Raw genomic sequence first — 19,095 nt, 5'->3', positions numbered from 1 at the left:
TGCTGGAACTCGCTGGCAGAAGGTGCATTCGGCCGATTATCTCCCTTGACATTTTCATGCGATGTTGTCAGTTGTCTTACAACATTGTTGGCACCAGCCGGCGATCGCCACCACCTGTCGAGAGAGAACCATGCTGAATTTTGACGAACAGAGATTCCTACGCATCCAGTCGGGCGCCGTTGCCCTGCGTCAACGCCTGGACGACGTCGTCGTCTCCTGCCTTGAAAAGGGTGCGGAGAACGTCTTTTTCCTCGGGACCGGCGGTGCCGCCATTCTCATGCAGCCGGCCGCCCAGTTGCTCCAGCGCAGGTCGCGCTTTCCGGCCTTCATCGACCTGCCGGCTGAGCTCTTCATCACCGGTTCGGTCAACCTGACGGAAAAGTCGATCGTCGTCATTCCGTCGCTCTCCGGCACGACCAAGGAGAGCGTGGCTCTGCTCGCAAAGGCGAAGGAGGCCGGCGCGACGGTCCTGTCGCTGGTGGGTCACGAGGAAACGCCGCTCGGCAAGGGCGGCGACCATGCCTTCGTCAACTTTGCCGAAGACGACACGTCCTGCGAGTCCTTCTACCTGCAATCCCTGTTCATCGCGCTGTCGATCATGCGTCACCGCGGCGAGATCGAGAACTACGACCAGATCGCCGGTGAACTGGAAAGACTTCCTGGGCTTCTCCTCGAAGTGAAGCGCGGTTACGAGGACAAGGCCGAGACCTTCGCCCGCGTTCTGGCGGGCTCCGACTACCACATCGTCACCGGCGCCGGAAACGCCTGGCCCGAGGCCTTCTACTACGGCATGTGCATCCTCGAAGAGATGCAGTGGATCCGGACACGCCCGGTCCATGCCTCGGACTTCTTCCATGGGACGCTCGAGCTCGTGGAAAAGGGCGTCAGCGTCATCCTCTTCAAGGGCGAGGATGCGCTGCGGCCGCTTGCCGACCGGGTGCAGAATTTCGCGCCCAACTACACGGACAGGCTGACCGTGCTCGACACGGCCGACTTTGCGCTGCCCGGCATTTCGCAAGAGGTACGCGGCCTCGTCTCGCCGATCGTTCTCGCAACCGTGCTCGAGCGCATCAGCGCGCACCTCGAAGTGATGCGCAACCACCCGCTGACGACGCGGCGTTACTACAAGCGCGTGGCCTATTGAGCATGGACGCCCGATAAACTAGCACGGCCGCAATTGCTTCCGCATTCGCGGCCGTGACGCCGCAGGACAAGAGATCGCCATGACTTCCTTCCGATTTGCCGCAGTCGGCGACAATTGCATCGACCGCTATCGCGCGCCACTTCGCCAATCCTATGTCGGCGGCAACGCGATCAATGTCGCCGTTCAACTTGCAAGGCTCGGCCACGGCTCCTTCTATTTCGGCGCCGTCGGCCGCGATTCCGACGGCGCCCAGGTTCGCCGCCTGCTGCTTGCAAACGGCGTCAATGTCGATCACCTGCTCGCGCGCGACACCAACACGGCCTACACAGATATCGACGTTACGCCTGCCGGCGACCGCATCTTCGTCCATGAAGACTTCGGGGCCTGCGCCGGATACCGCCCCGATGCCGGCGAGATCGAGCTGCTGAAGACCATGGACCATGTGCATATCGGCTGGCTGGACGACGGCGGCCTGTTGCGCCGTGCGCTATCTGCCGCAGGCGTCAGCGTCTCCCAGGACGTCTCGGTCAATGCGGCAGCCGCAGATCTCGAAGTCGACGGCCTTTCGATCGCCTTCGGATCGGCCGGCGAGGACGAAACGAGTGCAGAGAGGCTGACCGGCGAATTTCTCGCGCGCGGAGCCCGCCTCGCGGTGGTCACGCGTGGTGCGCTCGGCTCGCTCGCGAGCGACGGCGCCGAGGTTGCGTCCGCGGGCATTCGTGCGGTCGAAGTCGTCGACACGACCGGCGCCGGCGACAGCTTCATCGCCGGCTTCATCGCCGCCCGCCTGGAAGGGCGCGCCCTTGCCGCATGCCTCGAGGCCGGCAGGGACCTGGCCGCGGATACATGCACGCATGTCGGCGGCTTTCCGCAGGAACCGCAGTCGATCTGACGGCGCGGCGAATGGGACGGATTACTCCGATGCCTCGCCCCCTCCCAACAATGACTCCAGCAACGTATGACGCGGAGACGCAAAGGGATTGACGACTGTTACGCCGCCCGATGTGAAGCCATCCTGAAGGTCTTCGGACAGCAGCAGCCGGCAACCGGCCTGCGAGGCGGCGGAAAGGATCACCGCATCCCAGATGCCGAAATGATGATCGGTTGCGAGGTCAGCCGCCGCCACCATGATTTCGGGCGAGGTCCCGACGATCGAAAAGGCGTCTCGCCAGCCTAGAATGGCCTCGCGGGCGTCGGCCCGTGACCTTCCTGCCTTGCGCACGAGAACATTGAACAGTTCTCCAAGCACCTGAACGGGAATGACGGCAGCCTCCTGCGGCAGATTGCGCACCAGTTCCAGAACGATATCCCGCTTCTCGATACCGTTGACGCCCTCCGCATAGGCGAGGACGTTGGTGTCGAGCGCGACCCTCACCGCTCGTCCTCGTAAAGCTCATCGCGGGTCCAGCGCCCGGCAATCACGGCGGGCTGACGTTCGAGGCGCGACAGCAGCGCTGTTCGCGCACCGGAAACCGCGTTATCGCTTTTGGCGGCGGGAACGATGCGCGCGACAGGCCGTCCGTGGCTCGTCACGACATAGCTGTGCCCCTCCCGCACGCTGCGCAGGATAAGAGAAAACTTGCGGTTGGCATCCGCTGCCGAAACGGCTTCTTCCACGGCAATACCTCATCAGTAGTTATATTGCCTACAATAATGGAAGGCGACGCGCTCCGCAACGTCATATGATCGGTATCGCCAGCCAGTGCCTGCCTCGGTCAAAGCTTGCCCGAGCAGCGATGGGTGCGCACAAATCCTGCCATATGCATCAGTGCAGGAGCTGGCTGAGGAACAGGCTCGCCCGATCCGTCTTCGGATGCGCGAAGAATTCGTCCGGTTCGCCCTCTTCGACAATGCGGCCCTGGTCCATGAAGATCACCCGATCGGCGACCTGGCGTGCGAAGCCCATTTCGTGGGTGACGCAGACCATCGTCATGCCGTCGTTTGCGAGCGCCACCATGGTGTCCAGCACTTCCTTGACCATTTCAGGGTCGAGTGCAGAGGTCGGCTCGTCGAAGAGCATGACCTTCGGATTCATGCAGAGCGCCCGCGCGATCGCCACGCGCTGCTGCTGTCCGCCCGAAAGCTGGCCCGGATATTTGTTCGCCTGCTCCGGAATGCGCACGCGATTGAGATAGTCCATCGCGATCTCCGTCGCCTGGGCGCGCGGCATGCGCTTGACCCACATCGGCGCCAGAATGCAGTTTTCGAGGATCGTCAGGTGCGGGAAGAGATTGAACTGCTGAAACACCATTCCCACTTCGCGCCTGATGGCATCCACCTTGCGCTCATCCTCGCCGACTTCGACGCCGCCGACGACGATGCGGCCCTGCTGATGCGCCTCGAGCCGGTTGACGCAGCGGATCAGCGTCGACTTGCCGGAACCGGAGGGTCCGCAGATGACGACCTTCTCCCGCGACGCGATGGACAGGTTGATATCGTCAAGGGCATGATACTGGCCGTACCACTTGTGTACGCCGCTGAGCGTGATCTCCGGCGAAGCGATGTCGATCGATGTTGGCATTGTTGTCTCCAGGATTATTTCAGGACGAGCCAGCCGGAAAGCACGATGACGAGCGCGCCTGCGACCGTGTGCAGTTCGATGGGGGCGGCAAAGAACAGCGCCCCGTAGAGGCAGCCCCAGACGATCTGGCTGTATTGGAAAGGCGCAACCACCGAGGCGTCGCCCATGCGGAAGGCGCGCACCAGCAGCAGATGACCGCCGAGCATGAAGAGGCCGGCGAAGAAGGCTATCAGCAGATCGCCCGGCCCGACCGGCGCCAGTCCGCCGCCGATCGACGCAACGGCCAGCGCGACCGCGGCGAGCACCACGAGCAGCGTCGAGACGAGGGCAAGGTCGCTCTCCGTCGCCTTGGCGCGGCGCAGCAGCACGAGCGAGAGCGCGAAGACGAGAGCCGACCCCGCCGCCGCGGCGTGACCGAGATTGAGCGGCGCGATCCCCGGCCTGAGCGCAACCGCAACACCGAGGAAGCCGACGACCACGCCACACCAGGCAAGCATGGACAGGCGTTCCGCAAGCAGGGCGAAGGCCAGCACCGCCACAAGAACCGGAGTGAGGAAGGCGAGCAGATAGGCTTCCGACAGCGGCAGCACCGAAAATGCGTAGTGGATCAGAAGCGTATCGACGGCGAGCAGGAACGCCCTCAGGAGCGCGAGCCCCGGATGACGCGGCCTGAGCGACGCCGTTGTGCCGGTGACGCCGGCGTAGACGGCAAGCATCGCGAGCGCCGCAAGCGTCACCATGAAGGTCACCTGCGGCACCTCGAAGCGCTCTGCGAGAAGCTTCACCAGCACATCCGTGCCCGAAAACACGGCGAAGGCCAGGAAGCCCAGGGCGGCCGCGCGCAGGTTGCGCGGCAGGCCGCCCGCGGCCGGCGCGACAGTCGCGTCAACGGACATTGAAGCGTCCGAACCGTGCCTCGACACGGGACTGCATATATTCGAGGCCGATCGAAAGGATCCAGTAGATCATGGAGGCCGTGATCAGCATTTCGATGTGACGGAACTCGGTCTGTCCCTGGGTGCGGGCGAGATACATCAGTTCCCAGACGCCGACGACGGAGATCAGCGAGGAATCCTTCAGCATCGCGATGAACTGGTTTCCGGTCGGCGGAATGATCACACGCATCGCCTGCGGGAGGATCACCAGCCCCATCGTCTGGCTCGGGCTCAGGCCGAGCGCGGTCGCACCTTCCGTCTGCCCCCGCGGAATGCTCTCGATCCCCGCCCGGAAGATTTCGGTCATATAAGCGCCGTAGCAGAGCGAGAGCGCAAGGATGCCGGCCGGCACGGCGCTGATGACGTAACCCACCTGCGGCAGACCGAGATAGATGATATAGATCTGCATCAGGAGCGGCAGGCCGCGAAAGAGCGACGTGTAGAAGGTGGCGAGACCGTAGATCACACCGTTCTTCGACAGTTTCGCAATTGCGCCCACAAGCGCGATGACGGTCGCGACAGCGATCGAGATCACCGAAATGTAGAGCGTGGTGACGACGCCCTGCGAGATCAGGAAGCTGAGCTTCTTGGCGATAAAGGCAAAGGAAAGATTGAAGGAATAGAAGAAGAGCATCAGGAGCGCGAAGAGCTCCAGCCAGACGCCGGCCACCTGCCAGCGGCGAGGCAGCTGCCGCAGGGCCTTCCAGTTCAGCGCCGCTATCACCGCGATCATCACCGCGCCGACCAACCGTCCGAGCGCGGGATTGGCGGCCAGCCACTCCGAGCTCGTCGGCAGAACAAGGCCGATCCAGGCCGGGCTGACACCCAGGCTGTAGACCGTCAGGGTTATCAGCGCGAGCAGGAGAAACGTCCCGGTGCGCCGCGCTGCATCCGGATAAGTCAGAATCATACGACCGATCATTTGGTTCTCTCCGGCATTCAGGCCGCGCGCTCGCGCCACCAGTCTTGAGCTTGCAGTTTCCAGTAGGTGAGCTGGGCTACCGCCAGTCCGGCATAGCCGCCGGCCCAGACGAGCCCGAATGGCTTGAACAGCTTGTAGCGGTCGGACTGACCAAGGATGCCTTCGGCCACCAGCTTCCCGCCGATGGCGGTCGTGTTCAGCCCGTGGCCGCCAAAGGCCGTGCAATGCCATACGCCGGGTTGCATTTCGCCGATCTGTGGCATGAGGTGGCGCGCGTAGGACATCAGTCCCGACCAGGCAAGCTCGGTCTTCAGATCCTTGAGCTGCGGATAGGTCCCGACCATTTCGCGCCGCAGTTCCCCGGCCAAGGCTGCCGGTGAGGCCGCGCGGGTGGTGATGCGCCCGCCCCAAAGCAGGCGCTTCCCGCCCTCGACCAGGCGGTAGTAGTCGCCGGCGCGGCGGTTGTCGCCGATCGCGTCCGTGGTGGCAATGGCGGTACGAATGAGTTCCGGCGCTTCCTCGCTCAGCATGACATAAGTCGCGATCGGCAGGAACGAACGTTTCAGCCGCCCGTTCAGGGGGCCCGTATAGCCGCCGGTGGTGAACACGACATGACGCGCTCTGACACGGCCGCCCGACGTGGACACGGTCTTCTCGGCACCGTCGAGCACGCTCCCGGTCGCCGCCGAACCTTCATAGATCCGTCCGCCCAGCCGTTCGATCTCGCGCGCCAGTCCGCGAAGATAGTTGAGCGGATGCATGTGGAAGGCTTTGGGGTCGCGCAAGGCGTGGAAATATCGGTTCGACTTCAACACCGAACGGACTTCGCCGGTGGAGAGATAGTCGAGCTCATAGCCGTAGATGCGCCTCATCTCGTCGGCATGCGCTTTCAGGCTGCCTCCGTCGTCGTAGCGCAACACGCTCGTGATGCCGGGCTGGGGCCTTGCGCCGTCGATTTTCAGCGCCTCGATCGTCTCGCGGACGAATTCGACGCCTTCGATCGAAAGCCGGTGTATCTGCCGCGCCGCCTCGGTCCCGGCCATGCGGGCGATGTTGTCGCTGCCGGTGGCAAAACCCGGGCTGACGAAACCGCCATTGCGGCCGGACGCCCCGAAGCCTACGCTTTCCGCTTCGAGAACGACCACCGATTGCCCGGCGCGCGCCAGCTGCAACGCCGTCGTCAGACCGGCGAGCCCGCCACCGATGATCACGGTATCGCATTCGACCGTACCGGAGAGGGGCGGTCTGACATTCGTTTCGGCTATTGTCTGCTTGTAATAGGTATTGGGATAGGACATTTTCTCTCGCCCGTCGACCGCGGTGGCAAGCGGAGGGGCGGCGAGCCGCCCCCCGCAGGTATCGGTTCAGTCGGCGCTGTAGTCCTTGCCGTACCACTTGGTGGTCAGCGTCGCGAGCGTGCCGTCCTTCTTCATCTCGTCGATGATGGAACCCACCTTCTTCGTCCAGTCCGGATCGACTTTTTCGGCGATGACCACAAGCGGCTCCCTGAAGGCATACTCGCCCTCGAGGACGCGCAGCGGATAGCCGTTCTTCACCGCGTTGAGCGCGGTCTGCTCCGGCGCGATGACCGCATCGAGGCGCACCCCGTCGCCAAGGCGCAAATCGTCGAAGGGCAGCATGGAATCGGCGAAGGTGCGGATCTCGCCCGGCTCGATCTTATATTCGATCGGCGGCAGGCCCGGCGCATCGATCTCCAGCTGACGGCGGATGAAATCTTCCGACGTGGTCGCCGTTTCGACCCCGATGATCTTGCCGTTCAGGTCCGCGACGGATTTCGCCTGGCTGTCCTTGTGCAGCACGTAAACATAGGGGCTGAAGTAATAGATGCCGGCGAAATCGATGACCTGGGCACGCGCCTTGGTGGGGGTGACGGAGCCAACACCCAGATCGTAGCGCCCTTGCCAACGGCCGCCGGTCAACGTCGCCCAGTCGGGCGTTTCGAAGCTCACTTCGACGCCGAGACGCTTGGCGATCTCCTTGGACACGTCGATGTCGAAACCGACCAGCTCGTTGCTGTCGTCGAGATAGCTCTGGGGCGGCCAGCCGCTGTTGGTGGCGACCACCATGGCCTTCTTGCCCATCACCCGGTCGAGCGTCTCACCCGCCTGTGCGGCGGTTACGAACGCCAGTGCGGCAACGCCGATAGCGAGCTTTGCAAACAGTCCTTTCACGCAATCCTCCTCTTCGATAAGCCAGCCCTACAGCGTCGCGTCTCTCGCAAGGCGCGCAATGGTCGCTGTAGCACTTCGACTTGCTGCATGATCCACGGAACATGCAGCGTGCTCCCAGTTATAAGATGTCTGACAACTGAATTAGTAAATCCTACTGACGCGGTGTCAAGGCCGCATGGCGCACGCGGCCATGAAACGAAATGATGAGACTATGCGAATCGGTGATGGACTCGGCCGGAGTGCGAAGGAATAAGGCGGCGTTGAACGCGACGGCGTGGAGCCAGGCTCTACACACTATCCTGAAAGCGCGCCAAGGGCTGGACGCGGAAAGGCGGAGCCCGGCATCCGCCAGAGCCCCGCCTACGCAGCAATGACAACTTCAGGTGGCGATCACTCGGCAGCCGTTGCGGTGCGGCTGAGCAGCATCAGCCCTTGAGCACGCTTCAGGCATTCGGCCTGCTCATTGCGATAGCGCGGCCCGATCTCCATCATCAGCACTGTCTCGGGCAGGAAATCCAGTTCACCGAAAATATCCTCCCAGTCGATGTCGCCCCAGCCGAGCGGCATGTGCAGGTCGCCGATACCGAGTGCCGTCGCCTCCTGCGGATAGAACGCCTGATAAAAGGCCTGCGGGCGGCCGAAGGAATCGTGGACGTGGAGGTGCCCGGCAACGGGCGCCATGGCGCGGATCTGCTCGCGAAAATTCAAGCCGCGATAGGTGGCCTCGATATAGGCATGACTGAAGTCGATCAGCGCCACCAGATTGGAATGGTCGACGGCCCTCACCGTCTCGGCGATTTCGGCCGGCGTCTGGCGATACTGTCCCGGCGCCGTTGAAAAGATATTCTCAAGCGCGATGCGCACGCCGTAGGGGCGTGCGAATTCCGCGAGCTCGAACAAAGCGTCACGCTCGCGCCGGTCTGCCTCCGCCCGCTCGAAAAGCTGCTCGGCGCGCAGGTGACCGCCGTGCTGAACGATGATGCCGGCGCCGATGCGATCGCAGATCTCGACCAGCGCCTTTGCCGCCTCCAGCTGATAGGCCGCCGTTGCCGGATCCATGAAGTTCGAGGAAACGAGGCCGTGAACCGTGTAGCGAAAGGGAAACTGGCGGGTCAGCGCCACAAGCCGCTCCACGCGCTCCTTGATCAGTCTTCCGCCGGCGATGAGGTCGATGCTGGTCAGGCCAAGCTCGACCGTGTCGACGCCGAGTTCCCTCAGTCGGCGCAGGTCGGCCTCGAGGCTCTCCAGTTCGCCGTCGACGGAACCCGAACTGAAGCCGGTTGCGATGATATTGCTCATTGATTGTCCCCATTGAGATGACCGGCTACGACCGGACTAGAAAATACGCGTTTCCGGTCGGAAACCGCTATAACTTTTCCTCTAAGCGCACTGATGCGACTTCGGCGTCACGGAAGCCGAGCGCCAGATCGGGACTGTCCGAGGTCAGATGCCCGATCCCCCTTTCGAGCCAGCGGCGGATGCCCGCTTCCTCGTTGAGGGTCCATACGCAAAGCCGCTCCATAGGCACCGAGCTACGGATGAGTTCCCACTGGTCCGCCATCAGTTCGTGGTGGATCGCTACGATGTCCACGAGGCCGTCGGCGGCCGGGAGAAAGGCAGAGAGGCCGCCTTGCCGCGCCGCCCAGTCGGCATTGACGGAGACGAGACGCGCGACATGCGGCGCATGGAGGCGGCACTCCTCGAGGACCGATATATCGAAAGACGTGAGATGGGAGCGGTGGTCGACGCCGAAGCGCCGCAGTTCCGCCGCTACTCGGGCGGCGATGCCGGGGTAAGGTGTTCCCGTTTCGTCGGACTTGATCTCGACGTGCAAGTGAAGTCCGTCCCTGGCTGCAAGTATGCCCAGCACGTCGCTCAATGTCGGGATACTCTCGTCCGTATCGCGCAACCGCGTCGCGAGCCGCCCCGCGGGAGAAAGCCGGCGCACCGGTCCGGTCGCGTGTACGGTCCTGTCGAGCGCGGCGTCGTGAATGACGAGCAACTCTCCTGAATCGGTCAGGTGCACGTCGAACTCGATGGCATCGACGCCGAGCCGCAGCGCATTGCGGAAACCCGTCAGCGAGTTTTCCGGCCAGAGATTGCGGGCGCCGCGGTGGCCGATGATTTTCGTCATGGGATTGGGTCCTCAACGCACGGTGGGATCGAGCTTGTCGCGAAGCCAGTCGCCGACAAGCGAGATGGAAAGGGTCGTGAGCATGATCACGGCAGCCGGAGCGAGCATGATCCAGGGAGCGCGGGTCAGATATTCGCGCCCGAAGCCGACCATGTTGCCGAGGCTCGTTTCCGGCGGCTGCACACCGAGACCTAGGAATGACAGCCCGCTTTCCATCAGGATGATCTCCGGAAACGTCAGCGTCATCGACACGATCAGCGTCGATGCGACATTGGGCAGGATATGGCGGAGATAGACCCGCGCCGGAGTGGCGCCGAGTTGCACCACCGCGGCAGCATAGCCCTGCGCCCCGGCCGAGATCGCCAGGCCGCGGGCGATGCGCGCGTAGCGTTCCCAGCCGTAGAAGCCCATGAGACAGACGAGCAGCACCATGGAGGAGCCGAAGAAGGCCAGCACCGCGAGCGACATGATGAGAAACGGCAGGGCCGCCTGGAAATCGGCAAGCGCGAGTACCAGATGCTCGGTCAAGCCCCGAAACCGCGCTGCCGCGAAACCGAGCGCCGTGCCGAAGACCGCCGAAAGCACCGTCGCACCGAAGGCGATGATCAGCGAGACGCGGATCGACTGGATCAGCCGCGACAGCACGTCCCGGCCGAGCTCGTCGGTGCCGAGCCAGTGCTTCAGCGTTCCGGGCGCCGACAGCCGGCTCGTCAGATCCATCGCCGTGATGTCATAGGGCCGCAGGTAGCCGGCGAAAAGCGCGATGACGATCATCGCTGCGAGCCAGAGGAAGCCGAACGCCACCGAAAGCGGCAATTTGCGCCGAAGGAAGGAAAGGGAGCCTCGTAGCCATCCTGCAAGAGGCGATCTCTCTGCCAGATCAACGGAAGCCATAGCGCATCTCCTTGGATCTAATGCCCGGCATGCGAACGCAGCCGCGGGTCGAGCCAGCCGTAGAGCAGATCGACGACGAGGTTCGACATCACCATTGCCGCGGCGATGATCAGCAGAATGCACTGCACGACGGCGAGGTCGCGATTGCTGACCGAAACGATCAGCAGCCGCCCGATGCCGGGCCAGGAGAAGATCGATTCCACCACGACCGCGCCGGCGATCAGCGACCCGACCATGAAACCGACGATGGTGACGATCGGGACTGCGGCGTTGGGAAGCGCATGGCTCCAGATGACGTCGCGCCATTTCAGCCCCTTCGCCGAGGCCGTGCGGATGTAGGGCTGCCCAAGCACTTCGATCATGGCGCTGCGCGAGAAACGGGCAAGAATGCCGATCCCTCCGATGCTCATCGTGATCGTCGGCAGAATCCCGTGCATCCAGGTATCCTGCCCGCCGGACGGCAGCACGCCCAGAAGAACCGAAAAGATCAGTACGAGCACGAGGCCCATGACGAAGGACGGAACGGTAAAGCCGATGATCGCCAGCGTGATCACGCCGCGGTCGGCGAAGCTCTGCCGGTGGAGCGCGGCATAGACGCCGGCGGGGATACCGATCATCAGCTTCAGGATCAGCGCCGGAAGCGTCAATTGCAGCGTCGCGGGCACCCGCTCCAGAACCAGATGGAGCGCCGAGGCCTTGTCGCGCATCGACACGCCGAAATCTCCGGTGAAGATCGACTTGATATAGGCGAGGTATTGTATCCAGATCGGCTGGTCGAGACCCCAGGTTTTGCGGAACGCGTCGACGGCGTCCTGAGGCACATCGGGACCGAGCATCACCTGGGCCGGATCGCCCGACATGCGCAGCACGACGAAAGCGAAGGTCACGACGGCGAGTATCGTAATCACGGCGCGCATCAGACGCACGAGAACGAAGCGGATCATGCCCGTCTCCTAAGGGTCTCGACCGACGCGGTTTCGCCTGCCACCGCATGACAGGCCGCCGTCCGGCCGTTGCCGGTCCGGCGAAGCGCAGGAACGCTCGTGCGGCAGATGTCGCGCGCAACGGGACAGCGGGGATGGAAAGCGCAGCCCGAGGGACGATCGGCCGGGTTCGGCGGTTCGCCCTGCAGGATCACCCGGCCTTCGAGCGGCTTGCCCGGGACCGGGACGCTCGAGACGAGCGCCTTCGTATAGGGATGCTGCGGCGCCCGGAAGATCACGTCGGAAGAAGCCTCCTCGACGATCCGGCCGAGATACATCACCGCGACGCGGTCGGCGATGTTGCGCACGACCTTCAGATCGTGGCTGATGAAGATCATGGCGATGCCGTTCTTTTCCTGGAGATCGCGCAGCATGTTGACGACCTGCGCCTGGATCGAAACGTCGAGGGCGGAGACGGGCTCGTCGCAGACCAGGAGCTTCGGCCGCGAAGCAAGGGCGCGGGCGATGACGGCCCGCTGCCGCTGGCCGCCGGAAAGCTCATGCGGGAAGCGCCCGGCCTGGTCGGAGCGAAGCCCGACAGCCGCCATCAGCTCGGCAATGCGGGCGGCCTGGTGTTCCTTGGGGACGAGCCGGTGAATATCGAGCGGCTCGCCGATCTGCGCGGCAAGCGTCAGGCGCCGGTCGAGTGCCGCAAGCGGATCCTGGTAGACGAGTTGCATCTTGGCGCGCAGCGCCCGCCATCCGGCCGTACCGTATTTCGGCACAGGGCTTCCCTCGAAGCGCACCTCGCCGGCCTGCGCCGGATCGAGCCCCAGAAGCATCCGCCCCAATGTCGATTTGCCGGACCCCGATTCGCCGACGATTCCGAGCGTCTCGCCGGGCATGACCGCGAGCGAAATCCCGTCGACGGCGCGCACCGGGCTTGGGCGGCCGAAGAGCCCGCGCCGGACTTCGTAGATGCGCACGAGTTCGTCCGCTTCGATCAGCGCAGTCACGACATCAGCCCTTCGGGAACTCTTCTCTCAGCGTCGCCGCGCGTGACCGCTGGCACGGGGCGCATGCAGGCAAGGCGGCGTCCGTCGCCTTGGGGCTCGAGATGCGGGTAGTCGCTCCCGCAGGCATCGACGGCGCGGGGGCACCGGGGCGAGAAGGAACAGCCCGCAGGCAGATGTTTCGGGTTCGGTACGGTCCCCGGGATAGGGATCAGCCGGTCGCGCGGCCCGTCGATCCGCGGAATGGCATCGAACAGTCCCCGCGTATAGGGATGCCGCGGCTCCGAGAAGAGTTGCGCCACGCTTCCCTCTTCGACGATCCGGCCGGCATACATGACGCATACGCGATCGCAAACCTGCGAGACCGCGCCCAGATCATGGCTGATGAAGACGAGCGCCATGCCGGTCTCGGCCCGAAGCGTGTTCAGAAGATCGAGGATCTGCGCCTGGATGGTCGCGTCGAGCGCCGTGGTCGGCTCGTCGGCGATCAGCAGGTCCGGCTCGCCCGCGAGCGCCATCGCGATCATCAGGCGCTGGCACTGCCCACCGGAAAATTCGTGCGGATAAAGATCGAAGCGCCGCGCCGCATCGGGAATGCCGACCATGTCCATCAACCGCAGGGCCTCGACGCGCGCCGCATCTCCGCGAAGACCGCGGTGAATGTAAAGCGCCTCGACGATCTGGCGGCCGATGCGCAATACGGGATTGAGAGAGCTCGAAGGGTCCTGGAAAATCATTGCGATCCGCCCGCCGCGGACCTCCTCGAGAGCGGTGCGGCGTGCCCCGCACAGTTCCCGGCCGTCGATCCGGACAGAACCCGTGACAGCCGCCTTGCCCGGAAGCAGCCCGAGCGCCGCGAGCCAGGTCACGGACTTGCCGCATCCCGACTCGCCGACGAGGCCGACAGCCTCTCCCTTGGCAACATTGAGATCGATGCCATGCAGAACCTGAACGCCATCGAAAGCGACCTTCAGGTCCCGCAATGCTACGAGATCCGGCTTGGCAGCGCCCATTTCTCATTCCCGGTGTTTCGACCGCGGCATCGCCGCCCGGTCCTCAAAGGATTCCGGCAGCCGCCGGGCTGCCGGAACACGGCGTAGTCGAATTCAGCTGGCCCAGTTGGCGGCGCGGAAGTCCATGGCGAAGGCGGGCGCCGCCTTCCAGTTCAACGAAGACTTCATGCCGGTGAAGACCGCGTTCTGGTGAAGCACCTGGTAGACCGGGTCCTCGCGCTCACAGATCTCGAGCATGCGGGCGAATGCCTTCTTGCGTTTCGCATGATCGGTTTCCGTTTCGAGGATCTGGGCCATCTGGTTGGCCTCGGCATTTGCCCAGTCCTTCTTCTGCTGAACCTCGCCGTTAGGCCCGAACTGGGCGACGATCGAGGAGACCGGATCGCTGAAGGCGGCGCCGGCCGACCAGTCGCGCACGCCCTTCGCGCCGGACGGGTCGTGGATCTGACCCCAGTTTTCCTTCATCTGGATTTCGACATTGAGGCCGACCTGCTTCCACATCTCGACCATGATCTGGCCGTTCGCAGTCTGGTTCGTGTAGTAATTGTTGAGAAGTCGGAACGGGATCGCATCGCCCTTGTAATTGGCCTGCTTCAGGAGATCCTTGGCGAGCTGCGGATTATATTCCGGAACCGTCCAGCCTTCGACGAACATGTCACCGTAGAAGGGGAACTGCAGGCCGGCCGGCACGGTCGTCTGACCGGACCAGAGCGCATCGACGATCGCCTGGCGGTCGATCGAATGGGTCATCGCCCGGCGGACGAGCGGGTCCTGAAGCGTCGGGTTCTGTACATTGAAGACGGAAATGCGGTGGTTGTGGATCGTCGAGCCCTGGACCTCATATCCGGGCGCGGCCTGAACCGCGGCGATCTGGTCCGGCGGCAGGTCGCAGGCGAAGTCGTATTCGCCGGAGAGCAGGCCGTTGACGCGCGACGAAACCTCCGGAACCTCGACGAAGCGAATCTGCTCCAGCGGCGGGCGGCCGCCCCAGTAGTCGTCGAAGGCGACGAGCGTCAAGGAAACGTCCGGTTTATGTTCGCCGACCATATAGGGGCCGGTGGTGATCGGCTTGCGTGCCCAGTCCATATAGGTCGCCGCCTCGTCCCAGGCGCGACGGTTGGCAATCTGGCTGCCGAAGGCATAAAGGCGGCCCTCGATGGTGACGTCCGGCGTCGCGTTGTGGAAGCGAACGGTATGTTTGTCGACGGCCTCGACGCCGGCAAGCGCCGGCCAGAGGCGGCGCCCGGTGCCCGGCACGACTGCCGGCAGTTCCTTGGCGGTGGCCGGCTTGTGCTCATCCTCGAAGACCGTCTTGCCGCCTGCGGGCTGGGTGTCCCCGAACACGCGCTGCGCGGAGAAGCTGAACACGACGTCGTCGGCCGTGAGCTCGTCGCCATTGTGGAACTTCACACCCTGGCGCAGCTTGAGCTCGAGGGTCTTGTCGTCGATACGCTTCCATTCCGTCGCAAGGCCGGGAACCGGACCCTGATTGCCCATCCAGTCGCGCAGGATCAGACCCTCCCAGAGGTTTGGGAAGAACACGCGCTCACCGACATTCGACTGCTCGTTCCAGACGTCGAGCGTATTGTTGATGGTGATCTTCTGCACGGCGATGGTGACGGATGGGCGCTTGCCTTGGCTGAACGCGAAGCGCGGCAGGACCAAGCTGCCCGCAGTCGCGCCCATGAGGCCCAGCGCGCCGCGCCGATTGATTGAAAGCATGAGACTCTCCTTTTGGATGGAATCGAGCACCCGCGCGGATGCTGTTCAGCGTCGGGTGTAGTTCCGCCAGACGTCGTCTTCCTGATGTTTGGGTGAAACTTTCGTGACAGGGGCTCGACGACCAAACTGTGGACGGTCTTGCCGACAGAGGTCCCTAGGAGACATCGCTTGCGTAACTCCGCGCCCTGTCGGCGCGCAGTGGAAAGCGATGATGAATGAAGCTGCAGTCATTGGGGGTAAGCGTCCAACCGAATGTCGTCAGACGCCAATTAGTTCACATGTGTAACACTGATGTGACGTATGTAACTCTTCTCCCTGTCGCCTTGCCCGATTAAGGATGACATGCGGTCTAACAGACGCGCAGCGTTGCAGGGGGGTGCATGGGGCAGCAGAAACTGATGGCCAAGGCCGCTTGGCTCTACCACGTGGAAGGACTGACGCAGGCCGAGATCGGCGAGCGCATGAATCTCACACGCCGGAGGGTGAACGAGCTTCTTGCCGCGGCGCTGGAGCAGGGCATCGTCCGGATCAGCTTTAGTTCACCCCTTGTCGAGAGTGTCGAGCTGGAATCGCGGCTGCGCGACCGTTTCGGATTGGATGATGCCGTGGTCATGCCCGCCCCGGCAGATCCGCGCCTTCTCCACGCGGTCATCGGGCGCGGCGCCGCCGCCTATCTCGATCGCCTGATCCAGACGCGGAAACCACACTCCATTGGAGTTGGCTGGGGAGCGACCTTACGCGAGACGATGCAGCATATGACGCCCGCCAACGAACCCCGGATCGATGTCCGATCGATGATGGGCGGGCTGACGCATGGTTCGGAGATCAACACCTTCGAGATCGTCCGCGGCTTCGCGGAGGTGCTGAAGGCGCAATGCCACTACTTCGTCGCGCCTATCTATGCCGAAACTCCGCAATCGCGCGAGGCCCTGATTGCGCAGTCGGTGTTCCGCAAGACCTTCCGCCAGATCTGCGACGTCGACATATCCTATCTCAGCGCCGGCGACATGTCGCAGCACTCCCTGCAGGTGCGCTATGGCCTTCCGGAAGGGACGAAGGTGAGCGAACTCATAGCCCGCGGTGCGGTCGGCGATCTCCTCGGCCGGTATATCGACGCCAAAGGCAACCCCGTCGATCACCCGCTCAACCGTCAGGTGCTCTCGCCCGAGTTCGACGATTACCGCCGCATCCCCTGCCGCATCATTGCCTCGGGCGGTTCGCACAAGCACGGCATTCTCCTGGCCCTGGCACGGGCAAGGCTGCCCACGATCTTGATCACCGACGCCGAGACCGCCATGGCGATGCTGCAGCGCGCGGAGGAAAGGTGACATCGACTGGAAACGACGCTGCAAAACGGGCGCCCTATCGGCGCTGGGTAGCCCCAAAACGCCAAAAGGCCCGCTGCTGCGGGCCTTTTGGCGTTTATGTGTATGTGTTTGGTTGCGGGGGCAGGATTTGAACCTGCGGCCTTCAGGTTATGAGCCTGACGAGCTACCGGGCTGCTCCACCCCGCGTTATCCGAGTTTTGCGAAGCAAAATCTCGTCTGAGTTTTGCGAGCCAAAATCTCGTCCGAGTTTTGCAAAGCAAATCTCGTATGTTTTGGTTCGGTCTGGCGATCGAAAGGCCGCTTGTCGGCGGCCGGTGTATCGGCCGAATGCATAAGAGAAGATATTCGGTTTGTTTATCCTGCGTTTTGCAGACCTGGCAGCGACCTACTCTCCCGCGTCTTAAGACGAAGTACCATCGGCGCTGGGGCGTTTCACGGCCGTGTTCGGAATGGGAACGGGTGCAGCCACCCCGCCAGAACCACCAGGTCGGCAAAGCGCAAGATTGAGCCTGCGCTGCAGGCTCGAACCGATTTTGAGAAGCTGGTGAAGTTTTTCACTTCTTTTGAACACGTCTTCTGTCTGTCGCCCCGGCCGTGAGGCCGCAAGCGCAGAGCGCGTCGCGCCTTGTGGCGCGCGCCGTCCGCAGCGCTACGCGCGTGAGGACAAAGAAAGTTGCGATGCTCATCTTCGATGAGCATAGGCAACAAGAACGATCAAGCCAATCGAACGATTAGTACCGGTAAGCTTCATGCGTTGCCGCACTTCCACACCCGGCCTATCAACGTGGTCGTCTTCCACGGTTCTCAAGGGAATACTCGTTTTCAGGTGGGTTTCCCGCTTAGATGCCTTCAGCGGTTATCCCTTCCATATATAGCTACCCTGCTATGCCCTTGGCAGGACAACAGGTCCACCAGAGATATGTCCATCCCGGTCCTCTCGTACTAGGGACAGATCCTGTCAATATTCCTACACCCACGGCAGATAGGGACCGAACTGTCTCACGACGTTCTGAACCCAGCTCACGTACCGCTTTAATTGGCGAACAGCCAAACCCTTGGGACCTGCTCCAGCCCCAGGATGCGATGAGCCGACATCGAGGTGCCAAACAACCCCGTCGATATGGACTCTTGGGGGTCATCAGCCTGTTATCCCCGGCGTACCTTTTATCCGTTGAGCGATGGCCCTTCCACGCGGGACCACCGGATCACTATGACCGACTTTCGTCTCTGCTCGACTTGTCAGTCTCGCAGTCAGGCGGGCTTATGCCATTGCACTCGACGAGCGATTTCCGACCGCTCTGAGCCCACCATCGCGCGCCTCCGTTACTCTTTCGGAGGCGACCGCCCCAGTCAAACTACCCACCATACACTGTCCCGGATCCGGATGACGGACCGCGGTTAGACATCCATGACGATAAGGGTGGTATTTCAAGGATGGCTCCACGAGAACTGGCGTCCCCGCTTCAAAGCCTACCACCTATCCTACACATGCCGACACGAATGCCAGTGTAAAGCTATAGTAAAGGTGCACGGGGTCTTTCCGTCTGACCGCAGGAACCCCGCATCTTCACGGGGAATTCAATTTCACTGAGTCTATGTTGGAGACAGCGGGGAAGTCGTTACGCCATTCGTGCAGGTCGGAACTTACCCGACAAGGAATTTCGCTACCTTAGGACCGTTATAGTTACGGCCGCCGTTTACTGGGGCTTCGATTCAGAGCTTGCACCCCTCCTCTTAACCTTCCAGCACCGGGCAGGCGTCAGACCCTATACGTCGTCTTGCGACTTCGCAGAGCCCTGTGTTTTTGATAAACAGTCGCTACCCCCTGGTCTGTGCCACCCCATCCTACTTGCGTAGAAAAGGGTCACGCTTCTTCCGAAGTTACGCGTGCAATTTGCCGAGTTCCTTCAACATAGTTCTCTCAAGCGCCTTGGTATACTCTACCTGACCACCTGTGTCGGTTTCGGGTACGGTCTATACGGTGGAGCTATTTCCTGGAACCGCGTCCCCGCCCGGACAATCCAATAAGTCCGGACAAGTTGAGCAATCCGTCACTACCACCAGGCCCACGAATATTAACGTGGTTCCCATCGACTACGCGTGTCCGCCTCGTCTTAGGGGCCGGCTAACCCTGCTCAGATTAACTTTAAGCAGGAACCCTTGGTCTTTCGGCGAGAGGGTCTCTCACCCTCTTTATCGTTACTCATGTCAACATTCGCACTTCCGATACCTCCAGGACCCCTCACGGGTATCCCTTCACTGGCTTACGGAACGCTCCGCTACCACACGTCTTACGACGTATCCTCAGCTTCGGTGCATGGCTTCAGCCCCGTTACATTTTCGGCGCAAAGACC

The 19,095-nt window shown here is 62.7% G+C and carries 17 protein-coding genes, 1 tRNA gene and 2 rRNA genes (1 of these 20 cut by a window edge); 3 read left to right on the top strand and 17 right to left on the bottom strand.

The window, feature by feature from the left end; translation table 11 throughout:
* Positions 1–130: 130 nt before the first annotated feature.
* Together JOH52_RS08125 and JOH52_RS08120 are read left to right on the top strand one after the other, a co-directional pair.
* A complete protein-coding gene (locus JOH52_RS08125; protein WP_003535705.1) occupies positions 131–1,144 on the top strand; it encodes an SIS domain-containing protein in 1,014 nt (337 codons plus the stop codon).
* A 79-nt stretch (positions 1,145–1,223) separates the two neighbouring features.
* Positions 1,224–2,036 carry a fructoselysine 6-kinase gene (locus JOH52_RS08120; RefSeq protein ID WP_003535707.1) on the top strand — a complete coding sequence of 271 codons (813 nt, stop codon included), beginning with the start codon at positions 1,224–1,226 and terminating at the stop codon, positions 2,034–2,036.
* 21 nt (positions 2,037–2,057) lie between these two features.
* On the opposite strand, the gene JOH52_RS08115 is transcribed toward JOH52_RS08120, so the two are convergent.
* The 14 genes from JOH52_RS08115 to JOH52_RS08050 all read right to left on the bottom strand — a co-directional run bounded on the left by JOH52_RS08115 (position 2,058) and on the right by JOH52_RS08050 (position 15,413).
* Complete coding sequence (locus tag JOH52_RS08115; protein WP_010970313.1) at positions 2,058–2,519, bottom strand: PIN domain-containing protein; 462 nt, start codon at positions 2,517–2,519, stop codon at positions 2,058–2,060.
* Positions 2,516–2,761, bottom strand: a complete 246-nt coding sequence (locus JOH52_RS08110; RefSeq protein ID WP_003535711.1) for a type II toxin-antitoxin system Phd/YefM family antitoxin — start codon at positions 2,759–2,761, stop codon at positions 2,516–2,518. Before JOH52_RS08110 ends, JOH52_RS08115 begins: the two co-directional genes overlap by 4 nt.
* Before the next feature lie 148 nt (positions 2,762–2,909).
* Complete coding sequence (locus tag JOH52_RS08105; RefSeq protein WP_010970314.1) at positions 2,910–3,665, bottom strand: amino acid ABC transporter ATP-binding protein; 756 nt, start codon at positions 3,663–3,665, stop codon at positions 2,910–2,912.
* A 14-nt stretch (positions 3,666–3,679) separates the two neighbouring features.
* The gene (locus JOH52_RS08100) at positions 3,680–4,561 is read right to left on the bottom strand and encodes a DMT family transporter (RefSeq protein ID WP_010970315.1); all 882 of its coding nucleotides are present in this window, start codon (positions 4,559–4,561) and stop codon (positions 3,680–3,682) included.
* Positions 4,551–5,522: an amino acid ABC transporter permease gene (locus JOH52_RS08095; protein WP_010970316.1), complete on the bottom strand. Its 972-nt coding sequence runs from the start codon at positions 5,520–5,522 to the stop codon at positions 4,551–4,553. Before JOH52_RS08095 ends, JOH52_RS08100 begins: the two co-directional genes overlap by 11 nt.
* 17 nt (positions 5,523–5,539) lie before the next feature.
* Complete coding sequence (locus JOH52_RS08090) at positions 5,540–6,820, bottom strand: NAD(P)/FAD-dependent oxidoreductase (protein WP_010970317.1); 1,281 nt, start codon at positions 6,818–6,820, stop codon at positions 5,540–5,542.
* Between the two features lie 66 nt (positions 6,821–6,886).
* Positions 6,887–7,714, bottom strand: a complete 828-nt coding sequence (locus tag JOH52_RS08085; protein ID WP_010970318.1) for a transporter substrate-binding domain-containing protein — start codon at positions 7,712–7,714, stop codon at positions 6,887–6,889.
* Positions 7,715–8,104: 390 nt separating this feature from the next.
* Complete coding sequence (locus tag JOH52_RS08080) at positions 8,105–9,013, bottom strand: TIM barrel protein (RefSeq protein WP_014526990.1); 909 nt, start codon at positions 9,011–9,013, stop codon at positions 8,105–8,107.
* A 67-nt stretch (positions 9,014–9,080) separates the two neighbouring features.
* Positions 9,081–9,848 carry a glycerophosphodiester phosphodiesterase family protein gene (locus tag JOH52_RS08075; RefSeq protein WP_010970320.1) on the bottom strand — a complete coding sequence of 256 codons (768 nt, stop codon included), beginning with the start codon at positions 9,846–9,848 and terminating at the stop codon, positions 9,081–9,083.
* Positions 9,849–9,860: 12 nt separating this feature from the next.
* Positions 9,861–10,742 carry an ABC transporter permease gene (locus JOH52_RS08070; protein WP_010970321.1) on the bottom strand — a complete coding sequence of 294 codons (882 nt, stop codon included), beginning with the start codon at positions 10,740–10,742 and terminating at the stop codon, positions 9,861–9,863.
* 17 nt (positions 10,743–10,759) lie between these two features.
* Positions 10,760–11,686, bottom strand: coding sequence for an ABC transporter permease (locus JOH52_RS08065; protein ID WP_010970322.1), 927 nt, complete (start codon positions 11,684–11,686; stop codon positions 10,760–10,762).
* On the bottom strand, positions 11,683–12,681 hold the full coding sequence (locus tag JOH52_RS08060) for an ABC transporter ATP-binding protein (protein ID WP_010970323.1): 999 nt from the start codon (positions 12,679–12,681) through the stop codon (positions 11,683–11,685). Before JOH52_RS08060 ends, JOH52_RS08065 begins: the two co-directional genes overlap by 4 nt.
* On the bottom strand, positions 12,678–13,691 hold the full coding sequence (locus tag JOH52_RS08055; RefSeq protein ID WP_010970324.1) for an ABC transporter ATP-binding protein: 1,014 nt from the start codon (positions 13,689–13,691) through the stop codon (positions 12,678–12,680). Before JOH52_RS08055 ends, JOH52_RS08060 begins: the two co-directional genes overlap by 4 nt.
* A gap of 93 nt (positions 13,692–13,784) precedes the next feature.
* The gene (locus JOH52_RS08050) at positions 13,785–15,413 is read right to left on the bottom strand and encodes an ABC transporter substrate-binding protein (RefSeq protein ID WP_010970325.1); all 1,629 of its coding nucleotides are present in this window, start codon (positions 15,411–15,413) and stop codon (positions 13,785–13,787) included.
* Positions 15,414–15,793: 380 nt separating this feature from the next.
* Between JOH52_RS08050 and JOH52_RS08045 the strand changes: the two genes are divergently transcribed.
* Complete coding sequence (locus JOH52_RS08045; RefSeq protein ID WP_010970326.1) at positions 15,794–16,741, top strand: sugar-binding transcriptional regulator; 948 nt, start codon at positions 15,794–15,796, stop codon at positions 16,739–16,741.
* A gap of 109 nt (positions 16,742–16,850) precedes the next feature.
* On the opposite strand, the gene JOH52_RS08040 is transcribed toward JOH52_RS08045, so the two are convergent.
* From JOH52_RS08040 to JOH52_RS08030, 3 genes are all read right to left on the bottom strand, one after another.
* Positions 16,851–16,927 (bottom strand) — tRNA-Met (locus tag JOH52_RS08040).
* A gap of 186 nt (positions 16,928–17,113) precedes the next feature.
* Positions 17,114–17,228: ribosomal RNA gene (gene rrf / locus JOH52_RS08035) — 5S ribosomal RNA — on the bottom strand.
* A gap of 223 nt (positions 17,229–17,451) precedes the next feature.
* A 23S ribosomal RNA gene (locus JOH52_RS08030) occupies positions 17,452–19,095 on the bottom strand (it continues 1,215 nt past the right edge of the window).

Source organism: Sinorhizobium meliloti (genome assembly GCF_017876815.1).
GTDB classification, from domain to species: domain Bacteria; phylum Pseudomonadota; class Alphaproteobacteria; order Rhizobiales; family Rhizobiaceae; genus Sinorhizobium; species Sinorhizobium meliloti.
Note: the sequence above shows the minus strand (reverse complement) of the source record. Positions and strands in the feature narration are given on the sequence as shown.